Consider the following 17,293-nt stretch of genomic DNA (forward strand, 5'->3'; position numbering starts at 1 on the left):
GACCGGGGAATCCAGAAAAAGAACTGGATGCCGGATCAAGTCCGGCATGACAGTAATTGTAAACCCATCGTTGAGACACTACACTAGGCTTTGTTGTTCTTGCGCTTTATGGGGAATTGCCTCACCTTTGCAAGCCAAGAAGAGGTAGGGGAGCATTTATGATGAACTCGGATAAAGCCAAGAGATTTGATCGCCGAGATTTCTTAAAAAAAAACAGGCACGGCCACCGTTGCTGCCGCCTTCATCATTATAGTCATTTTCAGGAACGAAATCGTGCCGTTCTTCAGGCCAGGACTCTGAAGACCATCTTGTGGGGAGTCCCCTACCAACCGCAAAGACCCCCGTACAAACAATAGCGGGAGCCCTTTATGAACTCGCACAAAGGCATATAGGGGCCCTCATCGTCTTTCCGGGTAAGGACGATCTGGAAGAAGTGATTCGGAGTGGGAAATCCTGGCATGGCTTGGTATCTAAAGAAATGATCATGAGCATATTCTGGCATGATAACCCCGTCCATTATGGCGCTCCCGTCATTCAGGGTGATCAGGTCACGCATGTGGGCCTTATCCTGCCTCTGTTATACCGAGACGACCCCCCTTCGCACTAAGGGACTCGTCACAGGGATATTGATTCTTCGTTAAAATTTCAATGTCAACGGCAAATCCAATCTACTCCGTAATCCGAGCAAGTCTCGCCACAGAATTACACCGTGCCTACAATATCACCAGGGAATGAATATTGTTTTCGCGGAAACTGAACGTGCTGCAATTAAGGGTTGATTTTCTTTCGGCTCCTTTGTAGCCTGAATCCCGATTCTGTGCGCCACGGACGAAGTGATTCACCATTTGTGGAAGGCCGCTAAGCAGTTACTCGAGAGTTGAAATGAAGCCGGGACAGAACCAGCAAACGGTTGGCGCTGTGATGGTCGTGGGTGGTGGCATTGCAGGGATGCAGGCCGCTTTGGACCTCGCCGCCACTGGGTTTTACGTGTACTTGGTTGAAGCATCGCCTGCCATTGGCGGGACCATGGCGCAACTGGATAAGACTTTTCCCACCAATGAGTGCGCCATGTGAATCATCTCGCCGAAACTGGTCGAGGTCGGCCGGCACATCAACATCGAGCTTCTTACTCTCTGCGAAGTTGAAAGCATATCAGGGGCCCCGGGAAACTTCGAGGTCACGCTACGCCAATCTCCCCGTTACATTGATACGGATCTGTGCATCGCCTGCGGCACCTGTGCGGAAAAATGCCCCAAGCGAGTAGTCGATTCGTACAATGCCGGCTTGACCAAGCGAAAGGCTGCCTACATTCCGTACGCACAGGCCGTTCCCTTGAAATATGTAATTGATGCGAAGTCCTGCATCTATTTTCAAAAAGGGGGCCGGTGCAAGGCGTGCCAGAAGTTTTGCCCCACCGGCGCGGTGAACTTTGAGGACAAGGCCAAGATTCACAAGATCCGGGTAGGGGCAATGATCCTGGCCCCTGGATTTGTTCCTTACTCTCCCACCAATCGTGACACGTTTTCCTACGGCAGGCATGCGAACGTTTTGACCAGCCTTGAGTTTGAACGAATATTGAGTTCTTCCGGTCCTTCCAAAGGACACCTGGTGAGGCCATCCGACCAAAACGAACCAAGAAAAATTGCCTGGCTTCAGTGTGTGGGCTCTCGCGATAGCCACCAGGGCGCAAACCCTTATTGCTCAACAGTGTGCTGCACCTACGCCATCAAGCAGGCGCTGATTGCAAAGGAACACAGCGCAGGATCGCTGGATGCAGCCATATTCTACATAGATATTCGCACCCAGGGAAAGGATTTTGAGAAGTACTACTGGCGGGCCAGAGATGAGAAGGGGGTTCGGTTTGTAAAGTCAAAAATCAGCACTGTCATGCCTGTGGATGACACGGGAAATCTCGTGATCCGATATACAAACGGAACCGGAAAACGGGTTGAGGAAGAATTTGACATGGTAATCCTGTCCGTAGGGCTGGTAGTGCGGGAAGATACGGCTTTCCTGGCCGAAAAATTCGGTATCAGTCTGGACAAGTATCATTTTGCAGCCACAAGCAGCTTTGCGCCGGTGGAGACATCACGCCCAGGGATCTACGTTTGTGGAGCATTGCAGGGACCCAAAGACATCCCATATTCGGTCATGCAGGCCAGCGCCGCTGCCTGTGCAGCAGGGACCAGGCTCGCCGAGGTGCGAGGTACCCTGATGCGAGAACAACCTGAGGTTTCCCAGCGCGTTATTGCCGGTGAGCCCCCTCGTGTGGGGGTCTTTGTATGTAATTGCGGTGTGAACATCGGTGGGGTTGTGCGGGTGCCCGAGGTTGTGGAATATGCCCGGAGTTTACCCTGTGTGGCCTATGTGGAGGAGAATCTGTTCACATGTTCCCAGGATACCCAGGACAAGATGAAAGATGTGATCAAAGAGCACGGCCTAAACCGCATTGTGGTGGCCGCCTGCAGCCCACAAACCCATGAAGCACTGTTTCAGGAGACGCTAACCCAGGCAGGCCTTAACAAATACCTCTTTGAGATGGCCAACATTCGCAACCAGTGTTCCTGGGTTCACAGTGACGATCGGAACCCAGCGACAGAGAAGGCCAAAGATCTGGTGCGGATGGGTGTGGCCAAGGCCTCGCGCTTGGACCCTTTGGAAGAGGTGAGGTTGGAAGTGAACGAGGCGGGCCTGGTTATTGGAAGCGGGATAGCAGGTATGACTGCGGCTCTTGGGCTGGCAGATCAGGGCTTTCAGGTGCACTTGATTGAAAAGGAAAAGACCTTGGGTGGGCACGGCCAGGAACTCCTGAAAACATGGAGGGGCGAAGACACGGGGGCCTTTGTGACCCAACTGGCCAAAGGAGTGGAAAACCATCCGCTTATTTCCCTTCATCTGCAATCAACTGTGGTGGGGGCTGAAGGGTTTGTGGGAAATTTCAGATCTACCGTAAAGATGGGCGAGAAGACAGAGATCGTTGAACACGGGGCAGTGATAATTGCCACGGGGGGGCATCAGCTCAGGCCCAACGAGTATCATTTCGGCAGGCATCCCCACATCTTTGTCTCCCTGGACCTTGACAAGGCTATCACAACGGATCCTGACAGGTTCAAGGACGTCACCGCGGCCGTTTTTATCCAGTGTGTGGGCTCAAGAGAAGCAGAGAGGCCCTACTGCAGCAAGGTGTGCTGCACCCAGTCGATTCAGAACGCCTTGCGACTGAAAGGGCTAAACCCCAACATGGACATTTACATTCTTTTTCGAGATATTCGCACCTACGGCCACAGAGAAGACATTTACAGAGAAGCACGCTCAAGAGGGATTACCTTTATTCGTTACAGCCTTGAGGAAAAACCACAGGTAAGTATTTCAAAAAATAACCTCAGTGTCACGGTGAAGGATCAGATGCTCCAGATGCCGGTCCGGATCGATGCAGACATCGTAACCCTTGCCTCAGCCATCGAGCCTTCGGCGGAGAACAAGCTTCTTTCACGGCTCTACAAACTTTCAATAAACGCTGAGGGCTTTTTCCAGGAGGCCCATGCCAAACTGCGTCCTGTTGATTTTGCCACAGACGGCATCTACATGGCCGGCCTTGCCCATGGGCCTAAACCTGTTGAAGAAATTATTGCCCAGGCCCAGGCGGCGGCTGCCAGAGCATCAGCATTGCTTGCATCAAAAGTCATTTTTACGAGTGCAGTTGTGGCTTACAGTGATTCAGCCTTTTGCTCAGGTTGCGGTGTATGCGCGGAGATCTGCCCCTTCGGCGCTGCAAGTCTGGATGCCAAGACAGGCAAAGCGCAGATCAACCCGTCTCAATGCAAGGGATGCGGGCTGTGTGTGGCGTCGTGCCGTTCAGGAGCTCTGAACTTGAAGGGCTTTGACCAGGCCCAGACCTTTGCTATGATCGATGAGGCCATGGCGTCGTAGTTACTCGGTTGTGAAACCAGTCCCCTTGGTCACGTTTTCAGTGGTTGCTGTTTGGGGGTACCACACAACATGATGCCTGATACTCGATGCCGGATGAATGATTGGAGAAATCTGGAATTGGGAGAGAACCTCCAAAACATGAGTCAATGGGAACCAAAAATTATTGCCTTTTTATGCTCATGGTGCAGTTATAGCGCTGCAGATCTGGCAGGCGTGACCAGGTTGCAGTATCCATCAAATATCCGGATCATCCGCATTCCCTGCACAGGACGCATGAGTGCCAAGTTCATCCTGGATGCCTTGCGTCACGGGGCAGACGGGATTTGGGTCTCAGGGTGACACCCCGGCGAGTGTCATTACCTGGAAGGTAATTATTATGCTCGAAGAAAATTTGCCCTGCTGAAAGGCTTGCTTGAACACATCGGCATTGAACCGGGGCGGCTTCAGTTTTCGTGGATTTCTTCTTCAGAGTCCACGAAATTTGTGGATGTGGCCAAGATGGTAACGGAGACGGTGAGGGAATTAGGTCCGGCGAAACGGCTCGTTAGCCAGAAGGCAGTGGCTAGTAGGGCGTAGGCAGGGAGAAAGCGAGAAAGTAAGCAGGGGCCAAACCGGCTCAACCGGTAACTTAGATGCTGAACTACACATCAAAAATTCGTGAGACTGCAAGGCGATTGCTAACAGAGAACCGAGTGGACGCTGTGATCGGATTCAAAAAGGGCACGGTGCCCATGATGTGTCAGCCTGTACTCATCACCACTCCAGAGGATGTTGACACGCTCTATTGGGACAGCTTCTGTGGCGTGAATCTGGCCAATTATTTGCCTAAACGTAAGGAACGTATCGCTGTTGTGGCCAAGGGATGCGACTCACGCAATATTGCGCTGCACATCCTGGAAAATCAGATCGAGCGGGACCAGGTTTTTGTCATGGGGGCCCCCTGCAAAGGAATGGTGGACCGCCGAAAGATCGTAACGGCATTGGACAATCAAGAACCGACGGAAGTAACGGAATATGCAGACAGACTTGTTGTAAGGGGCGAGGGCATTGAGGCGCCTTTAAACAAGGCAGACGTGCTTCAGGACAACTGTGCCATCTGCATCCACCGCAACCCGGTAATCTGTGATGAACTGATGGGAGATCCTGTTCCTGAACAAGAGGGTATTGACCGGTACGCTGATGTCCGAGAACTTGAAGCCATGGGGCCGGATGAAAGATCGAAGTACTTCACGGAACTCGTCCGTACGTGCATCCGCTGCTATGCCTGCCGTGACGCCTGCCCACTTTGCTACTGTCCGACTTGTTTTGTGGATGAATCCAGACCGCAGTGGCTTGGGAAAAGCGCTGATCCGACGGATACCATGACATTTCATCTGCTCAGGGCCTTTCACTGCGCGGGCCGCTGCACGGATTGCGGGGCCTGTGAAAGGGCGTGCCCCATGGGAATCAAGGTGCGGCAATTTACCAAAAAGCTGGAAAAGGACGTGATGGAACTTTACGGCCATGAGGCCGGCATGTCCCTTGAGACCAGGCCCCCCCTGGATGTCTACCAGCCAGATGATCCAGGGGATTTCATTTCATAAAAACGCTTTGCGATTTTGTACAATGCGGCTACGCCGCTAAAAAAAGAGACTCCTATACCATCATCATTATTCAGGCGCCAAATGGATGAACTGAGGATTGCAAAAGAAGACTTTTCCGAATTCCTAAACGGGCTGAAGGACAGTTATCGCCTTTATGGTCCGGTGCGGCAGGGCGACATGGTCAATTTCTTGCCGATTCAGGATGCGGCTGAGCTGGATCTTTCTTTCCGAAACACCACTCTGTCCCCCAAGTCTTTGTTTCTTCCTCAATCAGAGCGTCTCTTTGAATACAGCCTGGCCATGGACAAAGATAATGCTCATATCCTCAAAGAGGCGCCACGAGATTCTTCCCCTTGCGTCGTCATAGGGATTCGGCCCTGCGATGCAAGGGCACTTGAGCTGGTAGATGTGAACTTTGATACAGACAAATTTCGCGATCCATGGTGGGTGAAGGCCCGAGAGGCCACCACCCTGGTGGGCCTGGGATGCACTTCGCCTTGTTCCACCTGTTTTTGCACCTCGGTGGGAGGAGCACCCTTTGATGAGGCTGGGCTCGACGTGCTGCTCACGGATGCTGGCGAGGTCTTTTTGGCCAAGGTGCTCACAAAAAAAGGGGAAAACCTGCTTAAGACTGAAAAAGCCTTTGAAACGGCTGAAGAAGCACTGGTTGACAGGGCCACGACGATCCAGCAGGAAGCCGCAGCCAAGATCGTTTCAAGAGTCGATACATCCAGACTCGCAGAACTTGACACCCTTACGCTTTTTGAAGCGGACTTCTGGGAAGGACTGCATTTTGCCTGCATAAGCTGCGGGGTGTGCACCTATCTTTGTCCCACCTGCTGGTGTTTTGATATCCAGGATGAGACCCACGGCAGTGCGGGAAGTCGAATTCGCAACTGGGACTCCTGCATGTTTCCTTTGTTTACGCTCCATGCCTCAGGGCACAACCCCAGGGGAGAAAAGATCCAGCGTGTACGGCAGCGCTTCATGCACAAGTTGAAGTACTATGTGGACAAGTATAAAAACGGTGTGGCCTGTGTCGGATGCGGGCGTTGCGTGCAGCACTGCCCCGTAAATATTGATATCCGCCAGGTTTTCCAACTAATGAACGAATACAAGTCATAAAATCGCTTCGCTATTTTACGTGACGCGGCTTCGCCGCTCAATAAGAGATATTGTATGTTTGAAAGAGGGATTGGCTTCGTGGAAAATCCTTATCTTCCTTATCCTGTTCGTATCGAAAAGATCACCATCGAAACAGAGGACCGGAATCTAAAGACCTTCCGCGTAGGCTTCTTAGACCCCGAAGACGAAAAGAAATTTGCGTATCATCCTGGGCAGTTTGCCGAACTCTCCGTGGCTGGCAAGGGGGAGTGCCCCATAGGCATTGCCTCGTCTCCAACAGAACCGGGATTTCTCCTTTTTACCGTGAATAAGGCCGGTGTGGTGACCACGCACCTGCATAACATGAAAGAAGGGGATATCCTGGGGGTGCGGGGGCCGTTGGGGAACTGGTATCCCCTTGATGAGATGGAAGGGAAAAACGTTGTCATTATCGGCGGAGGTTTTGCCTTTACCACTCTTCGTTCCACCCTCGTCTACATGCTGGCCCCTGAGAACCGTAAGCACTTTGGCGAAATCTCTGTTGTATACGGGGCTAGAAACGAGGGACTGCTACTGTATAAGGATGAACTCGCTATCTGGCAAGGGCGTAGAGACGTTAACATGCATATCACCGTGGACGCGACCGATGACCCTTCATGGCCATACCACACAGGTTTTGTACCGACCATCACGGAGCAAAAGATCACGAGCGCTGAAAACAGCATAGCGATTATCTGCGGCCCACCCATCATGATTAAGTTTACGCAGCCAGTACTCGAAAAAGTGGGGTTTCCGCACGAAACGATCATTATGTCTCTGGAAAACCGCATGAAGTGCGGCATCGGTATGTGCGGTCGGTGCAATGTGGGCGCCGAGTATGTTTGCAAGGACGGCCCAGTCTTTACTCTTGCCAAACTCAACACACTGCCAAAGGAATACTGAACCCACATGATACACATTAAGCTGTTCGGCTTTTGCCGTTTTCATATTGATCTGCCAGTTCCAGCCAGACCTTTTGTCACAATCTCCGCCAGTGTCCTGGGTGCAATTTTCTTCTACACCCAGCTGCTACATATGTAACCCTCACCCGCTTATGCCTTCCTCCACCATCGTCCTCCGTGCGGTCGAGCAAGGAAACTACGACTAGAAGACCTTTGCACAACCCCTTCTCACTCGTTCGTATGAGCTTTTGGACCCATCCATGGGCTCGTTCACTAAATCCTAAAAACTCGGCCCAAGGGCCTCAAACAGTTTAGGATTTGCCCACTGACGTGGGCCGTTCACTTCGCCGGGATGGGTGCCCCAAAAAGCTCATAATCTTCGCTCAAAGCGGTTATGCAAGGTCTCGACTGGTTATCTGGATGAGCAGTGCAGCTTGCGTTGATTCGTGATTCATTGTTTGGCGACAGGTCATTCTTTGTGTAATCATTGACAGACGACTCTAAGGCGATTAATAAACCGATACCGACAAGGGTACTCCGCTCACCCATTTTGTATTTGTATATGGAGGGGTTGTGTAACGGGAGCAGCCATGAGTATAAGGTTTTCAATAAAGACAAAGATCTTTTGCGGTATTGTTATCCCAGCGTCGCTCTTGGTCTTTGTCATATATCTGGATTACGTTCATTTAGGCTCTCTTGGGCGTTCCGCTAAGCTGATTCTTTCTAAGAACTATAGAAGTATTCAGGCGGCCCATCAGATCAGGCAGCACCTGGAGGCCCGGCAAGGTCTCGTCCTTGACACTTTGTTGTTGGACAAGAAAACAGGCTTGCGAGACCTTGCTTTGGATGAAAAGATTTCAGGGCTTCTCAAAATTTGCAAAGATAATATTACTGAATCAGGTGAAGAGCACATTATTGACGATTTGCTTAGTAAGTACGCCCAATACGATCTTCTTTTCGAAACTCTATTCAATGCCGAAAATGAAAAAATAGGACGAAAGGAGTTATACCCTGACCTTATTGCCTCAAATACTGCTCTCTATGCAGACCTGAATGCCCTGATTCTAATAAACGAGAAAGCAATGAAAGACGCCGAGGCGGAAACCAAGAAAATCGCCAAACAGGCTTTACACTATTCCATGACCTTACTCATTACTGCTATCGTTTTCACCGCAATCCTAAGTTACATACTATCAACAAAGATTTCACGCCCCCTGATCCGCTTGGCTCAGGGCCTTGCCGGTGTTAAAGAGGGTCGAGGCGATTATCCCCAGCTTTCCATCACTACTCAGGATGAGATCGGGTTTTTGACCTCAGAATTCAACAGGCTCTTTCAGCGTCTTAAAGCTGCTGAAAAGTCAAAGGCTCGCCAAGCCGAGCAGGCCAAGGCTCGTTTTATAGCCGATCTTTCCCATCAGCTTAAGACTCCTATGACTTCGCTTTCGATGAGCGTTGGGATTCTTTCGGACAAAGCACCCGCATTATTTGGCGGAAAGTATGGGCAATTGATTGAAACTGCAAAAGAAGACTTAGCCAGACTATCGGCGCTGATCAATGAACTCGTTGATATTTCAAGACTGGGCCGGATGGCAAAACCAAAAACCAAAGAAGTACTGAACATAGAAGAGGTGGTGAATGGATGTCTCAAACCGCTTCTTTACCAAGCCAAGGAAAAGGGTATCAATCTGGAGATGGAGTTCGAACCCGGACTTCCGCCTATTGCCATCGATTCCTTCAGGTTTCCCTGGGTTGTCACCAATTTGGTAGGCAATGCCATACGATATACAGACAGGGAAGGTCGCGTTGCACTGCGGGTGGAAAAGCGCGGAAGCAGGTGCTATTTCCAATGTTCCGATACAGGAGTCGGCATTGAGGAGAAATACCTGCCAAAGATTTTTGATCGCTTTACGCAGTTTTCAGAGCGGGAAGAGATGGGCACCATCGGCTTGGGGCTGGCCATTGTTAAGGAGATCATAGAACAGCACGGGGGGGATATCAGCGTAACCAGCAAGGTCGGCAGGGGCACAACCTTTACTTTCTGGATACCGACCGAGACAGAGGACGTCAATGAAGAGAGTGCTAGTCGTTGATGATGACAAGAACATCTTGACTACCTTGCAAATTCACCTGGAAGACATGGGGATGGAGCCCGTGACGGCCGGGGCAGGTCGCGAGGCAGTCGAAGTATTTAAACAGGTGAGGCCAAGTATTGTGCTCCTGGACCTCAAACTCCCGGACATGGATGGCTTGGAGGTCCTCAAAGAGATCGTTGCCACTCAAATCAAGACCTTTGTAGTCATCATTACCGCTTACGCCACCATCGATACAGCAGTTGACGCCGTTAAGATGGGGGCCTTTGATTACCTCCCCAAACCATTTACACCATCGCAGATAACTCATGTACTGGAAAAGATTGCAAAGGTCCGCCAACTTGAGTCGGAGGTTGAGACCCTAAAGGAAAAACTCAGGGGCGTCGAGCGAGAGGGTGATTTTATCACCAGGAACAGGACAGTGCGCGCCACGCTCAAGACGGCCCGGCAAGTGGCCGACTCGAATGCCAGTGTGTTGATTAGCGGGGAGAGCGGCACGGGTAAAGGGGTCCTTGCGCGCCTGATACACGGCTGGAGTCCGAGAAAAGATGGCCCCTTTGTCACGGTCGATTGTACTGCGTTACAGGAAAAGCTGTTGGAAAGCGACCTTTTTGGCCACGTGAAAGGGGCCTTCACCGGGGCCATACGCGATAAGGTGGGCAAGCTAAAGACGGCCGACGGTGGGACGGTGTTCCTGGACGAGGTTGCAGATATGTCGCCGGAGATTCAGGCGAAGCTTCTGCATTTTTTGCAATATAGGGAGTTTGAGAAGCTGGGAGACACAAAAGTTCTGCAAGTTGACACACGTGTCATCGCGGCCTCCAATCGTGACCTTGAGGAGCTTGTTCAGGAAAAGCTCTTTCGCCACGATCTTTATTACAGGCTCAACGTGGTAGAAATTTTCATGCCCCCTCTGCGTGAACGTCCCGAGGACATTAGACTCTTGGCAGAGCACTATCTGAAGAAGTTTTCAAAGGAGAATAATAGAAACGTCAATGGAATTGATGACCAAGCCATTGAAATTCTACGGTCTTATACGTGGCCCGGAAATATCCGCGAACTGATAAATGTCATTGAGAGAGGAACGATTCTGAGCCGTCAGGACCGCCTCACGCCCGAGGACCTTCCAGCCCACTTAGTAGACTTCGCACCCGGAAAAGATTCAGATCAGAAACTGCGCCCCCTATCTGAAGTGGAAAAGGCTCATATCAAAGAGGTACTTCTACACACCCGATCCATGGAAGAGGCGGCACAAGCCCTTGGTATTGACCCGGCCACCCTCTGGCGCAAACGCAAAAAGTATCATTTGGACTGATTCCTTGCATTTTGCAAGATGGATTTGTTGCATCTTGCAAAATTCTCCGATCCGGGAGACCATCCACCTCCCCGCCATATTACCCAATCTATTGTTTTTACAGCTTATTATTTTATTGGCATCATTCGTGCCTCCTTGCAACAGGTAGGTATCCAGCATAAGCAGGTGGAAGTACGTGCCATGAAAAGCAAAATCCTACTCTACAGATCGACGGTCAGTCTGCCTGGTGACGCCCTTGAAGAGACGACCGTGGTCACCAGTCCCGTCTCTTGCCTTCATGAGGCAACCGAGAAAAAGTATGGTCTTATTGTCATTATATTTGATCCGGACTTTCTAAAGGAGCGTAACGCCAAGGTTGAGCTCTGTGCTGCGCTGAAAAGAAACCGCCACACCATGCAAGTCCCGCTTCTGTGTGTTCTGCCCTCGAAACACAGGGATTTGCTGGAGCGCCTTCAGGTTGCCAAAGTGAAATATGTAATGATTTTTGACCCGAAGGACTCGATCCAGCAAAGTCGGTTGGAGGCGTTTGCCTCGAATCCGTCTCAAGAATACGAGATAACGAGAACTCTTTCTGAGGTATGCCCACACATCAATTACTTTCCTGTCAGTCGCGATAAGGAAATACTTTACTGCGGCGCTTACCGCAACCGGCTTGTCTTAGGCCCCTATCGTTTAAGACAATATTGTGAAACCAATAATCATATTAACTGCGAGTATTTTCGAAATCCAAGATAATCCATAGGACCATGAACTTTTTCTTGAAGCAATTCAGAAAGGCCCATCCGGCCACACTCTTATTGTTGAGCTACCTGGTAGCCATTGGTCTGGGGACGTGCCTGTTGTTGATGCCTCAAGCCACAGTTTCAGGATCAATTTCCTTCATCGATGCACTGTTTACTGCCACATCTGCCCTTTGTGTTACTGGGCTCGTGGTTGCGGACACGGGGACCTATTTCAGCCTGTTCGGTCAGGGCATCATTCTGGTGCTCATCCAGTTGGGCGGATTGGGTATTATGACGTTTTCGGTGTTCTTTTTCCTCTCAATTGGCAAGAAGGTGGCCTTCCGGCAGCGGATGGTCATGCAGGAGACCTTTGCCCATATGCCCAGAGAGGACATCTACCGCCTAGTGAGTGCAATCTTTTCTTTCACTGCTGTTGCGGAACTGGTGGGAGCATTACTGCTTTTCATACACTGGACCGGAGAATATCCCCTTAGCCAAGCTGCGTACATGGCGATCTTCCACTCTGTCTCTGCCTTCTGTAACGCAGGGTTTGCCTTGTTCAGCAATAGCTTCATGGACTACCGGGGGGCCTTGTTATTGAACTTTACGGTCTGCGGCTTGATCATACTCGGTGGAATCGGCTTTCCTGTGATCTACGAAATCTTCAGCAAAACGGGCGCCCGTCTAGAAGGCCACGTCAAATTTTCAGTTCAAACCAAAACAGTCCTGCTTACGACTTGCATTCTCATAATCTTCGGAATGGCTATTTTGGGGGTTGCAGAACACAGTGTCTCTCTCAGAGATTGTTCTTTCGCAGAAAGCCTGTTAGCCGCTCTGTTTCAATCTGTTACGGCCCGGACAGCCGGGTTCAATACTGTACACATGGCGGCTCTGAGCAACGCCACGTTGGGTTTGATGATTTTTCTTATGTTCATCGGGGCCTCTCCTGGTTCATGCGGTGGAGGTGTGAAAACCACCACTTTTGCCGTGTTGGGGGCCTTAACCTGGAGCCGTTTGCGTCGAAGAATCCGTGTGAATATGTTCAAAAAGAGTATTCCCAGAGAAACCGTCTCCAGAAGCATATCTCTCTACGTATTGGCTGTCGGCTTCACAGGCACTATTCTTGCCCTGCTCCTGTTGACCCAGCAAGGTGCCGCGACTCCCGCGGCAAGCAGAGGACAGTTTCTGGAATACTTATTCGAAGTCGTGTCGGCCTTTGGTACCGTGGGACTCTCCATGGGAGCGACTGCAAAAATAAATAGCTGCGGGAAGATCTTGATCATCGTCATGATGCTCATCGGCCGTGTAGGAGTGCTGACCTTTTCTTATATTATCGCAGGCGCAGAAGCAAAAAACGGCATCGAATACGCTGAGGAAAACATCATGATCGGTTAAAAGGAGAGGAAAATGAAACGATTTGCAGTCATTGGCCTGGGCCATTTTGGCTTTCACGTGGCCAAAACGCTCTTTGAGGATGGCCAAGAAGTGATAGCCATTGACAAGGACCGGGGCCGCGTCCAAGAAATTGAACCTTTTTGTTCTCAAGCCATTGTCATGGATGTCATGGACAAAGAGCGACTAAAAGCCCTAGGCCTTGAGGATGTGGATGCCGCGATAATCAGCACTGGTGAAGCGATAAGCGCCAGCATATTGCTCACGCTCCATCTGCATGAGTTCGGTGTCAAGAAGATATTGGCTAAAGCGCTGAATGAAGACCACGGCAGAATTTTGGAAAAGGTAGGCGCTGCGGAAATCATATTCCCGGAAAAGGCCATGGCCATTAAGGTAGCCCGGAGTCTATCCACGCCCAACATCATGGATTTCATCCTTCTATCAGAGGACTACAACCTGATGCAAATAGCTCCTCCGCAGGCATTTGTCGGCAAATCCCTCAAGGACCTGGATCTGCGAGTGAAATACAACGTCCATGTCATCGCCATCAAGGAGCTTGTTCCGGAAAACTTCGTTCTTGTGCCTCCGGCCGATTTTGTCATAAAAGACAGTGACGTTCTTATCATGCTCGGCAAGCCTCAAGATATCAGGCGCATCAAGGACTTCAAATAGCCAATAAGGCAACGCCTTGTAAGAGCAAACCATGTCCGTCGACCGCACACGAGTTCTCTTGGACACTACAAAAAAACTCCTCAGACGAAGAGCCACTGCACATCTCCAGAAGATTGTCAACAAAACCCACGCGGCAGACCTTGCCGACGTGTACCGATTTCTCACACTGAACGAACAGAAAGCCCTCTTTGACCTCTTCGACAGTGTTGAACAAGAGGCCCATGCTCTTCAGTGAGCTTGAACAAGAAATAGTCCTAAGGCTGATCGAAAACATGCCAGCCGAGAAAGTCGCAGGGATACTTGAACAGATGCCAAACGATGATGTGGTCGACATCCTCGGGAACCTCTCTGGTGAACAGGCCAAGGCGCTCCTGGATCTCATGATAAAGGCAAGCTCCGAGGAGGTTGGGGAGTTGCTCGGCCGCGACCCAGAAACCGCTGGTGGCATCATGGTTGCGGACTTCATTGCCTTAAAGGAAGAGACCACGGCAAAAGAGGCCGTCGAGGCGTTGCAGAAAGAGTACGTCGATATCGAGATGCCATTCTATCTGTATGTGGTTGACGATCACGGCCATCTTGTAGGTGTCGTATCTTTGAGACAGTTGGTCATTGTCCACCCTGCCACAAAACTCAAATCGATTATGGCCACAGAAGTGGTGTGCGTCCGGACCAATCCGGATCAGGAAGAAGTAGCCAAAATCGTTGCCCATTATAATATTCTGGCGGTGCCTGTGGTAGACGAAAATAATATGTTGGTTGGAATCGTCACGGTAGATGATGTGATTGATATTATCCGCGAGGAAGCCACAGAGGATATCTTCAAAATGGCCGGAATCAGCGGAGATGTAGAATATATCGAAACACAGACCATCTTTAAGAGCATCCGCAAACGTTTGCCGTGGCTCTTGGCCAGTTGGATCGGGGGCATTATTGCCTGTTATGTTGTTGGCCATTTTCAGCAAAGCTTGAGCAAGCTCGTTTACCTGGCCGCCTTTATGCCGATCATCATGGGCATGGGTGGTAACGTCGGGACTCAAACTTCGGCCAGTGTAATGCGAGGTCTTGCAACTGGCCGGATCAATATCAGGCAAATATGGCGTGTCATCCTCAAAGAGCTCACTGTTGGGTTCTGTCTGGGCTTTTTCTATGGTGTGATGATTTCGTTGTTTGCACAGTTCAGATATGGATTTGGACTGTGGGAACTCGGATTGGTGGTGGGATTTGCCATGATATGTTCTATGACAGTGGCTGCTACACTAGCGTCGTGCCTCCCCTTAGCGTTTCACCGTCTTGGTACTGATCCCGCTGTTGCCACCGGACCTTTTGTCACAACCTTTACCGATATCCTGAGTGTGTTCTTCTACTTCGAGATCGCAACTCTCCTGCTCCATCTGTGATCCTTGTGCCGCATCTGTCCTATGCGATTATACTTTGTGCGACTCAGCATGGCGACCAGAGAGGGCACATCAAATAACTGGTCCCTCTTCCGGTTTTGTCTAGCACAGAAAAGTATGATACAAGGCCGGTACCAATAAAGGCAACTTCCTTATGCGCATACTCCTGGTTGAAGATGATCTGAAGACTGCCTCCTTTATTTTAAAGGGGCTGAAAGAGGCAGGTTTTGCCGTGGACCATACGGGAGATGGTGAGGACGGGCTCCATCTGGCACTAAGAGAGCCATACGATGCGGCTATCATTGATATCATGTTGCCCAAGTTAGACGGGCTGAGTCTTATCGGACACCTACGGCGGGAAAAGATCAATACACCTGTCATCATATTGAGCGCCAAACGGGGTGTAGATGATCGCATCAAAGGGCTTCAAACAGGGAGTCACGACTATCTGACCAAGCCTTTTTCGTTCTCCGAGCTTCTGGCCCGCGTGCAGGCCTTGATACGCAGGGCCAGCAGGGCTTCCGAGGCTACTGGTCTCACGGTCGCTGATCTTTCCATGAATCTTCTCACCCGTGAGGTTAAAAGAGGAGGCAAGAAGGTTGAGCTGCGACCACTACCTAAAACTCTCCGTGGCGGGTCATATGACACTGTTTGTTGCCAGGACAAGGGGCCCTTTCTGGTCCATCCGGCCGGCCAAGCCGCTTTTTCTTGCTATTGTCGCTACTCAGGTTAATTGCGACCCTGATTGTTGTTTATGGCATCATCCTCCCGCCCATAGGCTGGAAACTCTCACTCTTTGTGTGCGGATATGCCCTGGTCTGGTTTGGATTTAATAATGGTATCAAATTGGTAGTCTATAAAGTATTCGAATTTCAGCAGGGATTGCTTGGCAGGAGGCATCTTGAAAGAGCTGGGCGTGTAATACGGTGATAAGGAACTCAGGGCTTCGCCCCAACAGGTTGTAGAAATTCCGAAACATATAATTGCCCCAAGAATGAATGTACAGTCTGTCATCTGGGTCATCGCCCTAACGCTTTTTTTAGGAGGGCTGGGAGCACCTATTCCGGAAAATCCTGTCCTGTTGGGCGGGGGATACGCCATCCACAAACAGGTGTGCCCAACTATACTTAGTCCCTCCTTGTGGTTCTTAGCTATACTCTGCGGGGATCTACTCCTTTTTGCCGTTGCACGCTGGATCTTTACCCACCCTACCATATCAGCCTTGTTAACGCGCTATCTGGGCGAAAAACGACTTAACAGATACCAAAAGGCGTTGGCATGCTGGGGCGCCATGGTGCTCTTTCTGGCCCGCTTCACCTTTGGCCTACGTGCAGTCGCCTATATAGTTGCAGGGGCGGCGCGTTATGCATGGCTACGGTTCGTGGTTGTAGATGGACTAGGTGTGGCGATTCAGGTTCTATTGTTTGTTGGGCTTGGCTACTATGCAGGCGAGAGAATCGAGTGGGCCAGAGCCACCGGAGGCAGAATCGCTCTTCTGCTGGGCATATTGGTTTTAGTTGGCACCCTAGTAACGTGGGGGGTTTCGGCCATTGTCCAGAAGCTATCTGGGATTACATCTGGCAAAACCAAAAACCAGGCCAGCGATTCGTCTTCAAGGTCAGATAGGATCAGAAACAATGACGCTGGCTCGAAATAGCTCTGCCTCGCTACACGGTTGGAATAGTTGAATGTATCAAAAAAAACAACAGAACATCAGGGCAACCTAATGGTTCTCAAAGGGGAATTAGTCTTGCCAGATTGAAGCTTTGATCATGGACGAAAAAAATTAGGCCTGATTCCATAATGGGGAAAGGGGTATTTTATCAAGGGAAACTTACTAATTTCAATCCCTGGCCCGGACTATACGGAGGCCCACCAGGTTCCCCTGAGTTTGGCCTTGACAGATTATCCCGAAATCGGGTATCTATCAAAATACATATGCGGGCTATGAGGTCAGCCGCAACCGCCTAGGCCATGTTGAGAGGCGCTAGGCTGATGACCTCTACTAGGGGATTCGAACCCCGGGTAGAGGTTTTTTTATTCGCGTTCGCCGGAATACCGTACAGCGCACCGTCGCCCAAGCTATGGCGCGTCGGCGACTTGCTGCAAGGATGACACGCGGCGCAAGCGCCTGCGCTGCGCGAAGGCAA

The 17,293-nt window shown here is 50.6% G+C and carries 14 protein-coding genes and 1 pseudogene; all 15 read left to right on the forward strand.

What is annotated here, in order from left to right; all coding sequences use genetic code 11:
• Window positions 1-310: 310 nt before the first annotated feature.
• The 15 genes and pseudogenes from JW883_13790 (at window position 311) to JW883_13860 (ending at window position 16,800) form a co-directional block, all read left to right on the forward strand.
• Window positions 311-607, forward strand: a complete 297-nt coding sequence (locus JW883_13790; GenBank protein MBN1843338.1) for a DNA integrity scanning protein DisA nucleotide-binding domain protein — start codon at window positions 311-313, stop codon at window positions 605-607.
• A 275-nt stretch (window positions 608-882) separates the two neighbouring features.
• Window positions 883-3,930: a CoB--CoM heterodisulfide reductase iron-sulfur subunit A family protein gene (locus tag JW883_13795; protein MBN1843339.1), complete on the forward strand. Its 3,048-nt coding sequence runs from the start codon at window positions 883-885 to the stop codon at window positions 3,928-3,930.
• 138 nt (window positions 3,931-4,068) lie between these two features.
• Complete coding sequence (locus tag JW883_13800) at window positions 4,069-4,269, forward strand: hydrogenase iron-sulfur subunit (GenBank protein MBN1843340.1); 201 nt, start codon at window positions 4,069-4,071, stop codon at window positions 4,267-4,269.
• 21 nt (window positions 4,270-4,290) lie between these two features.
• The gene (locus JW883_13805; GenBank protein MBN1843341.1) at window positions 4,291-4,506 is read left to right on the forward strand and encodes a hydrogenase iron-sulfur subunit; all 216 of its coding nucleotides are present in this window, start codon (window positions 4,291-4,293) and stop codon (window positions 4,504-4,506) included.
• Between the two features lie 56 nt (window positions 4,507-4,562).
• A complete protein-coding gene (locus JW883_13810; GenBank protein MBN1843342.1) occupies window positions 4,563-5,513 on the forward strand; it encodes a 4Fe-4S dicluster domain-containing protein in 951 nt (316 codons plus the stop codon).
• 81 nt (window positions 5,514-5,594) lie between these two features.
• The gene (locus JW883_13815; GenBank protein ID MBN1843343.1) at window positions 5,595-6,638 is read left to right on the forward strand and encodes a 4Fe-4S dicluster domain-containing protein; all 1,044 of its coding nucleotides are present in this window, start codon (window positions 5,595-5,597) and stop codon (window positions 6,636-6,638) included.
• A 78-nt stretch (window positions 6,639-6,716) separates the two neighbouring features.
• Entirely contained in the window at window positions 6,717-7,559 is an 843-nt protein-coding gene (locus JW883_13820) for an FAD/NAD(P)-binding protein (GenBank protein MBN1843344.1), read from the forward strand.
• Window positions 7,560-8,148: 589 nt separating this feature from the next.
• Window positions 8,149-9,648 carry a HAMP domain-containing protein gene (locus JW883_13825; GenBank protein MBN1843345.1) on the forward strand — a complete coding sequence of 500 codons (1,500 nt, stop codon included), beginning with the start codon at window positions 8,149-8,151 and terminating at the stop codon, window positions 9,646-9,648.
• A complete protein-coding gene (locus JW883_13830) occupies window positions 9,626-10,963 on the forward strand; it encodes a sigma-54-dependent Fis family transcriptional regulator (protein MBN1843346.1) in 1,338 nt (445 codons plus the stop codon). Before JW883_13825 ends, JW883_13830 begins: the two co-directional genes overlap by 23 nt.
• 180 nt (window positions 10,964-11,143) lie before the next feature.
• The gene (locus tag JW883_13835; protein MBN1843347.1) at window positions 11,144-11,698 is read left to right on the forward strand and encodes a hypothetical protein; all 555 of its coding nucleotides are present in this window, start codon (window positions 11,144-11,146) and stop codon (window positions 11,696-11,698) included.
• A gap of 11 nt (window positions 11,699-11,709) precedes the next feature.
• Window positions 11,710-13,080: an ATPase gene (locus JW883_13840; GenBank protein MBN1843348.1), complete on the forward strand. Its 1,371-nt coding sequence runs from the start codon at window positions 11,710-11,712 to the stop codon at window positions 13,078-13,080.
• 12 nt (window positions 13,081-13,092) lie between these two features.
• Entirely contained in the window at window positions 13,093-13,749 is a 657-nt protein-coding gene (locus JW883_13845; protein MBN1843349.1) for a TrkA family potassium uptake protein, read from the forward strand.
• Between the two features lie 31 nt (window positions 13,750-13,780).
• Window positions 13,781-15,146: pseudogene (mgtE, locus tag JW883_13850) on the forward strand (magnesium transporter).
• Between the two features lie 151 nt (window positions 15,147-15,297).
• The gene (locus JW883_13855; GenBank protein ID MBN1843350.1) at window positions 15,298-15,876 is read left to right on the forward strand and encodes a response regulator; all 579 of its coding nucleotides are present in this window, start codon (window positions 15,298-15,300) and stop codon (window positions 15,874-15,876) included.
• 261 nt (window positions 15,877-16,137) lie between these two features.
• Complete coding sequence (locus JW883_13860; GenBank protein ID MBN1843351.1) at window positions 16,138-16,800, forward strand: DedA family protein; 663 nt, start codon at window positions 16,138-16,140, stop codon at window positions 16,798-16,800.
• Window positions 16,801-17,293: the final 493 nt, after the last annotated feature.

Source organism: Deltaproteobacteria bacterium (assembly GCA_016930875.1).
GTDB lineage: Bacteria > Desulfobacterota > Desulfobacteria > Desulfobacterales.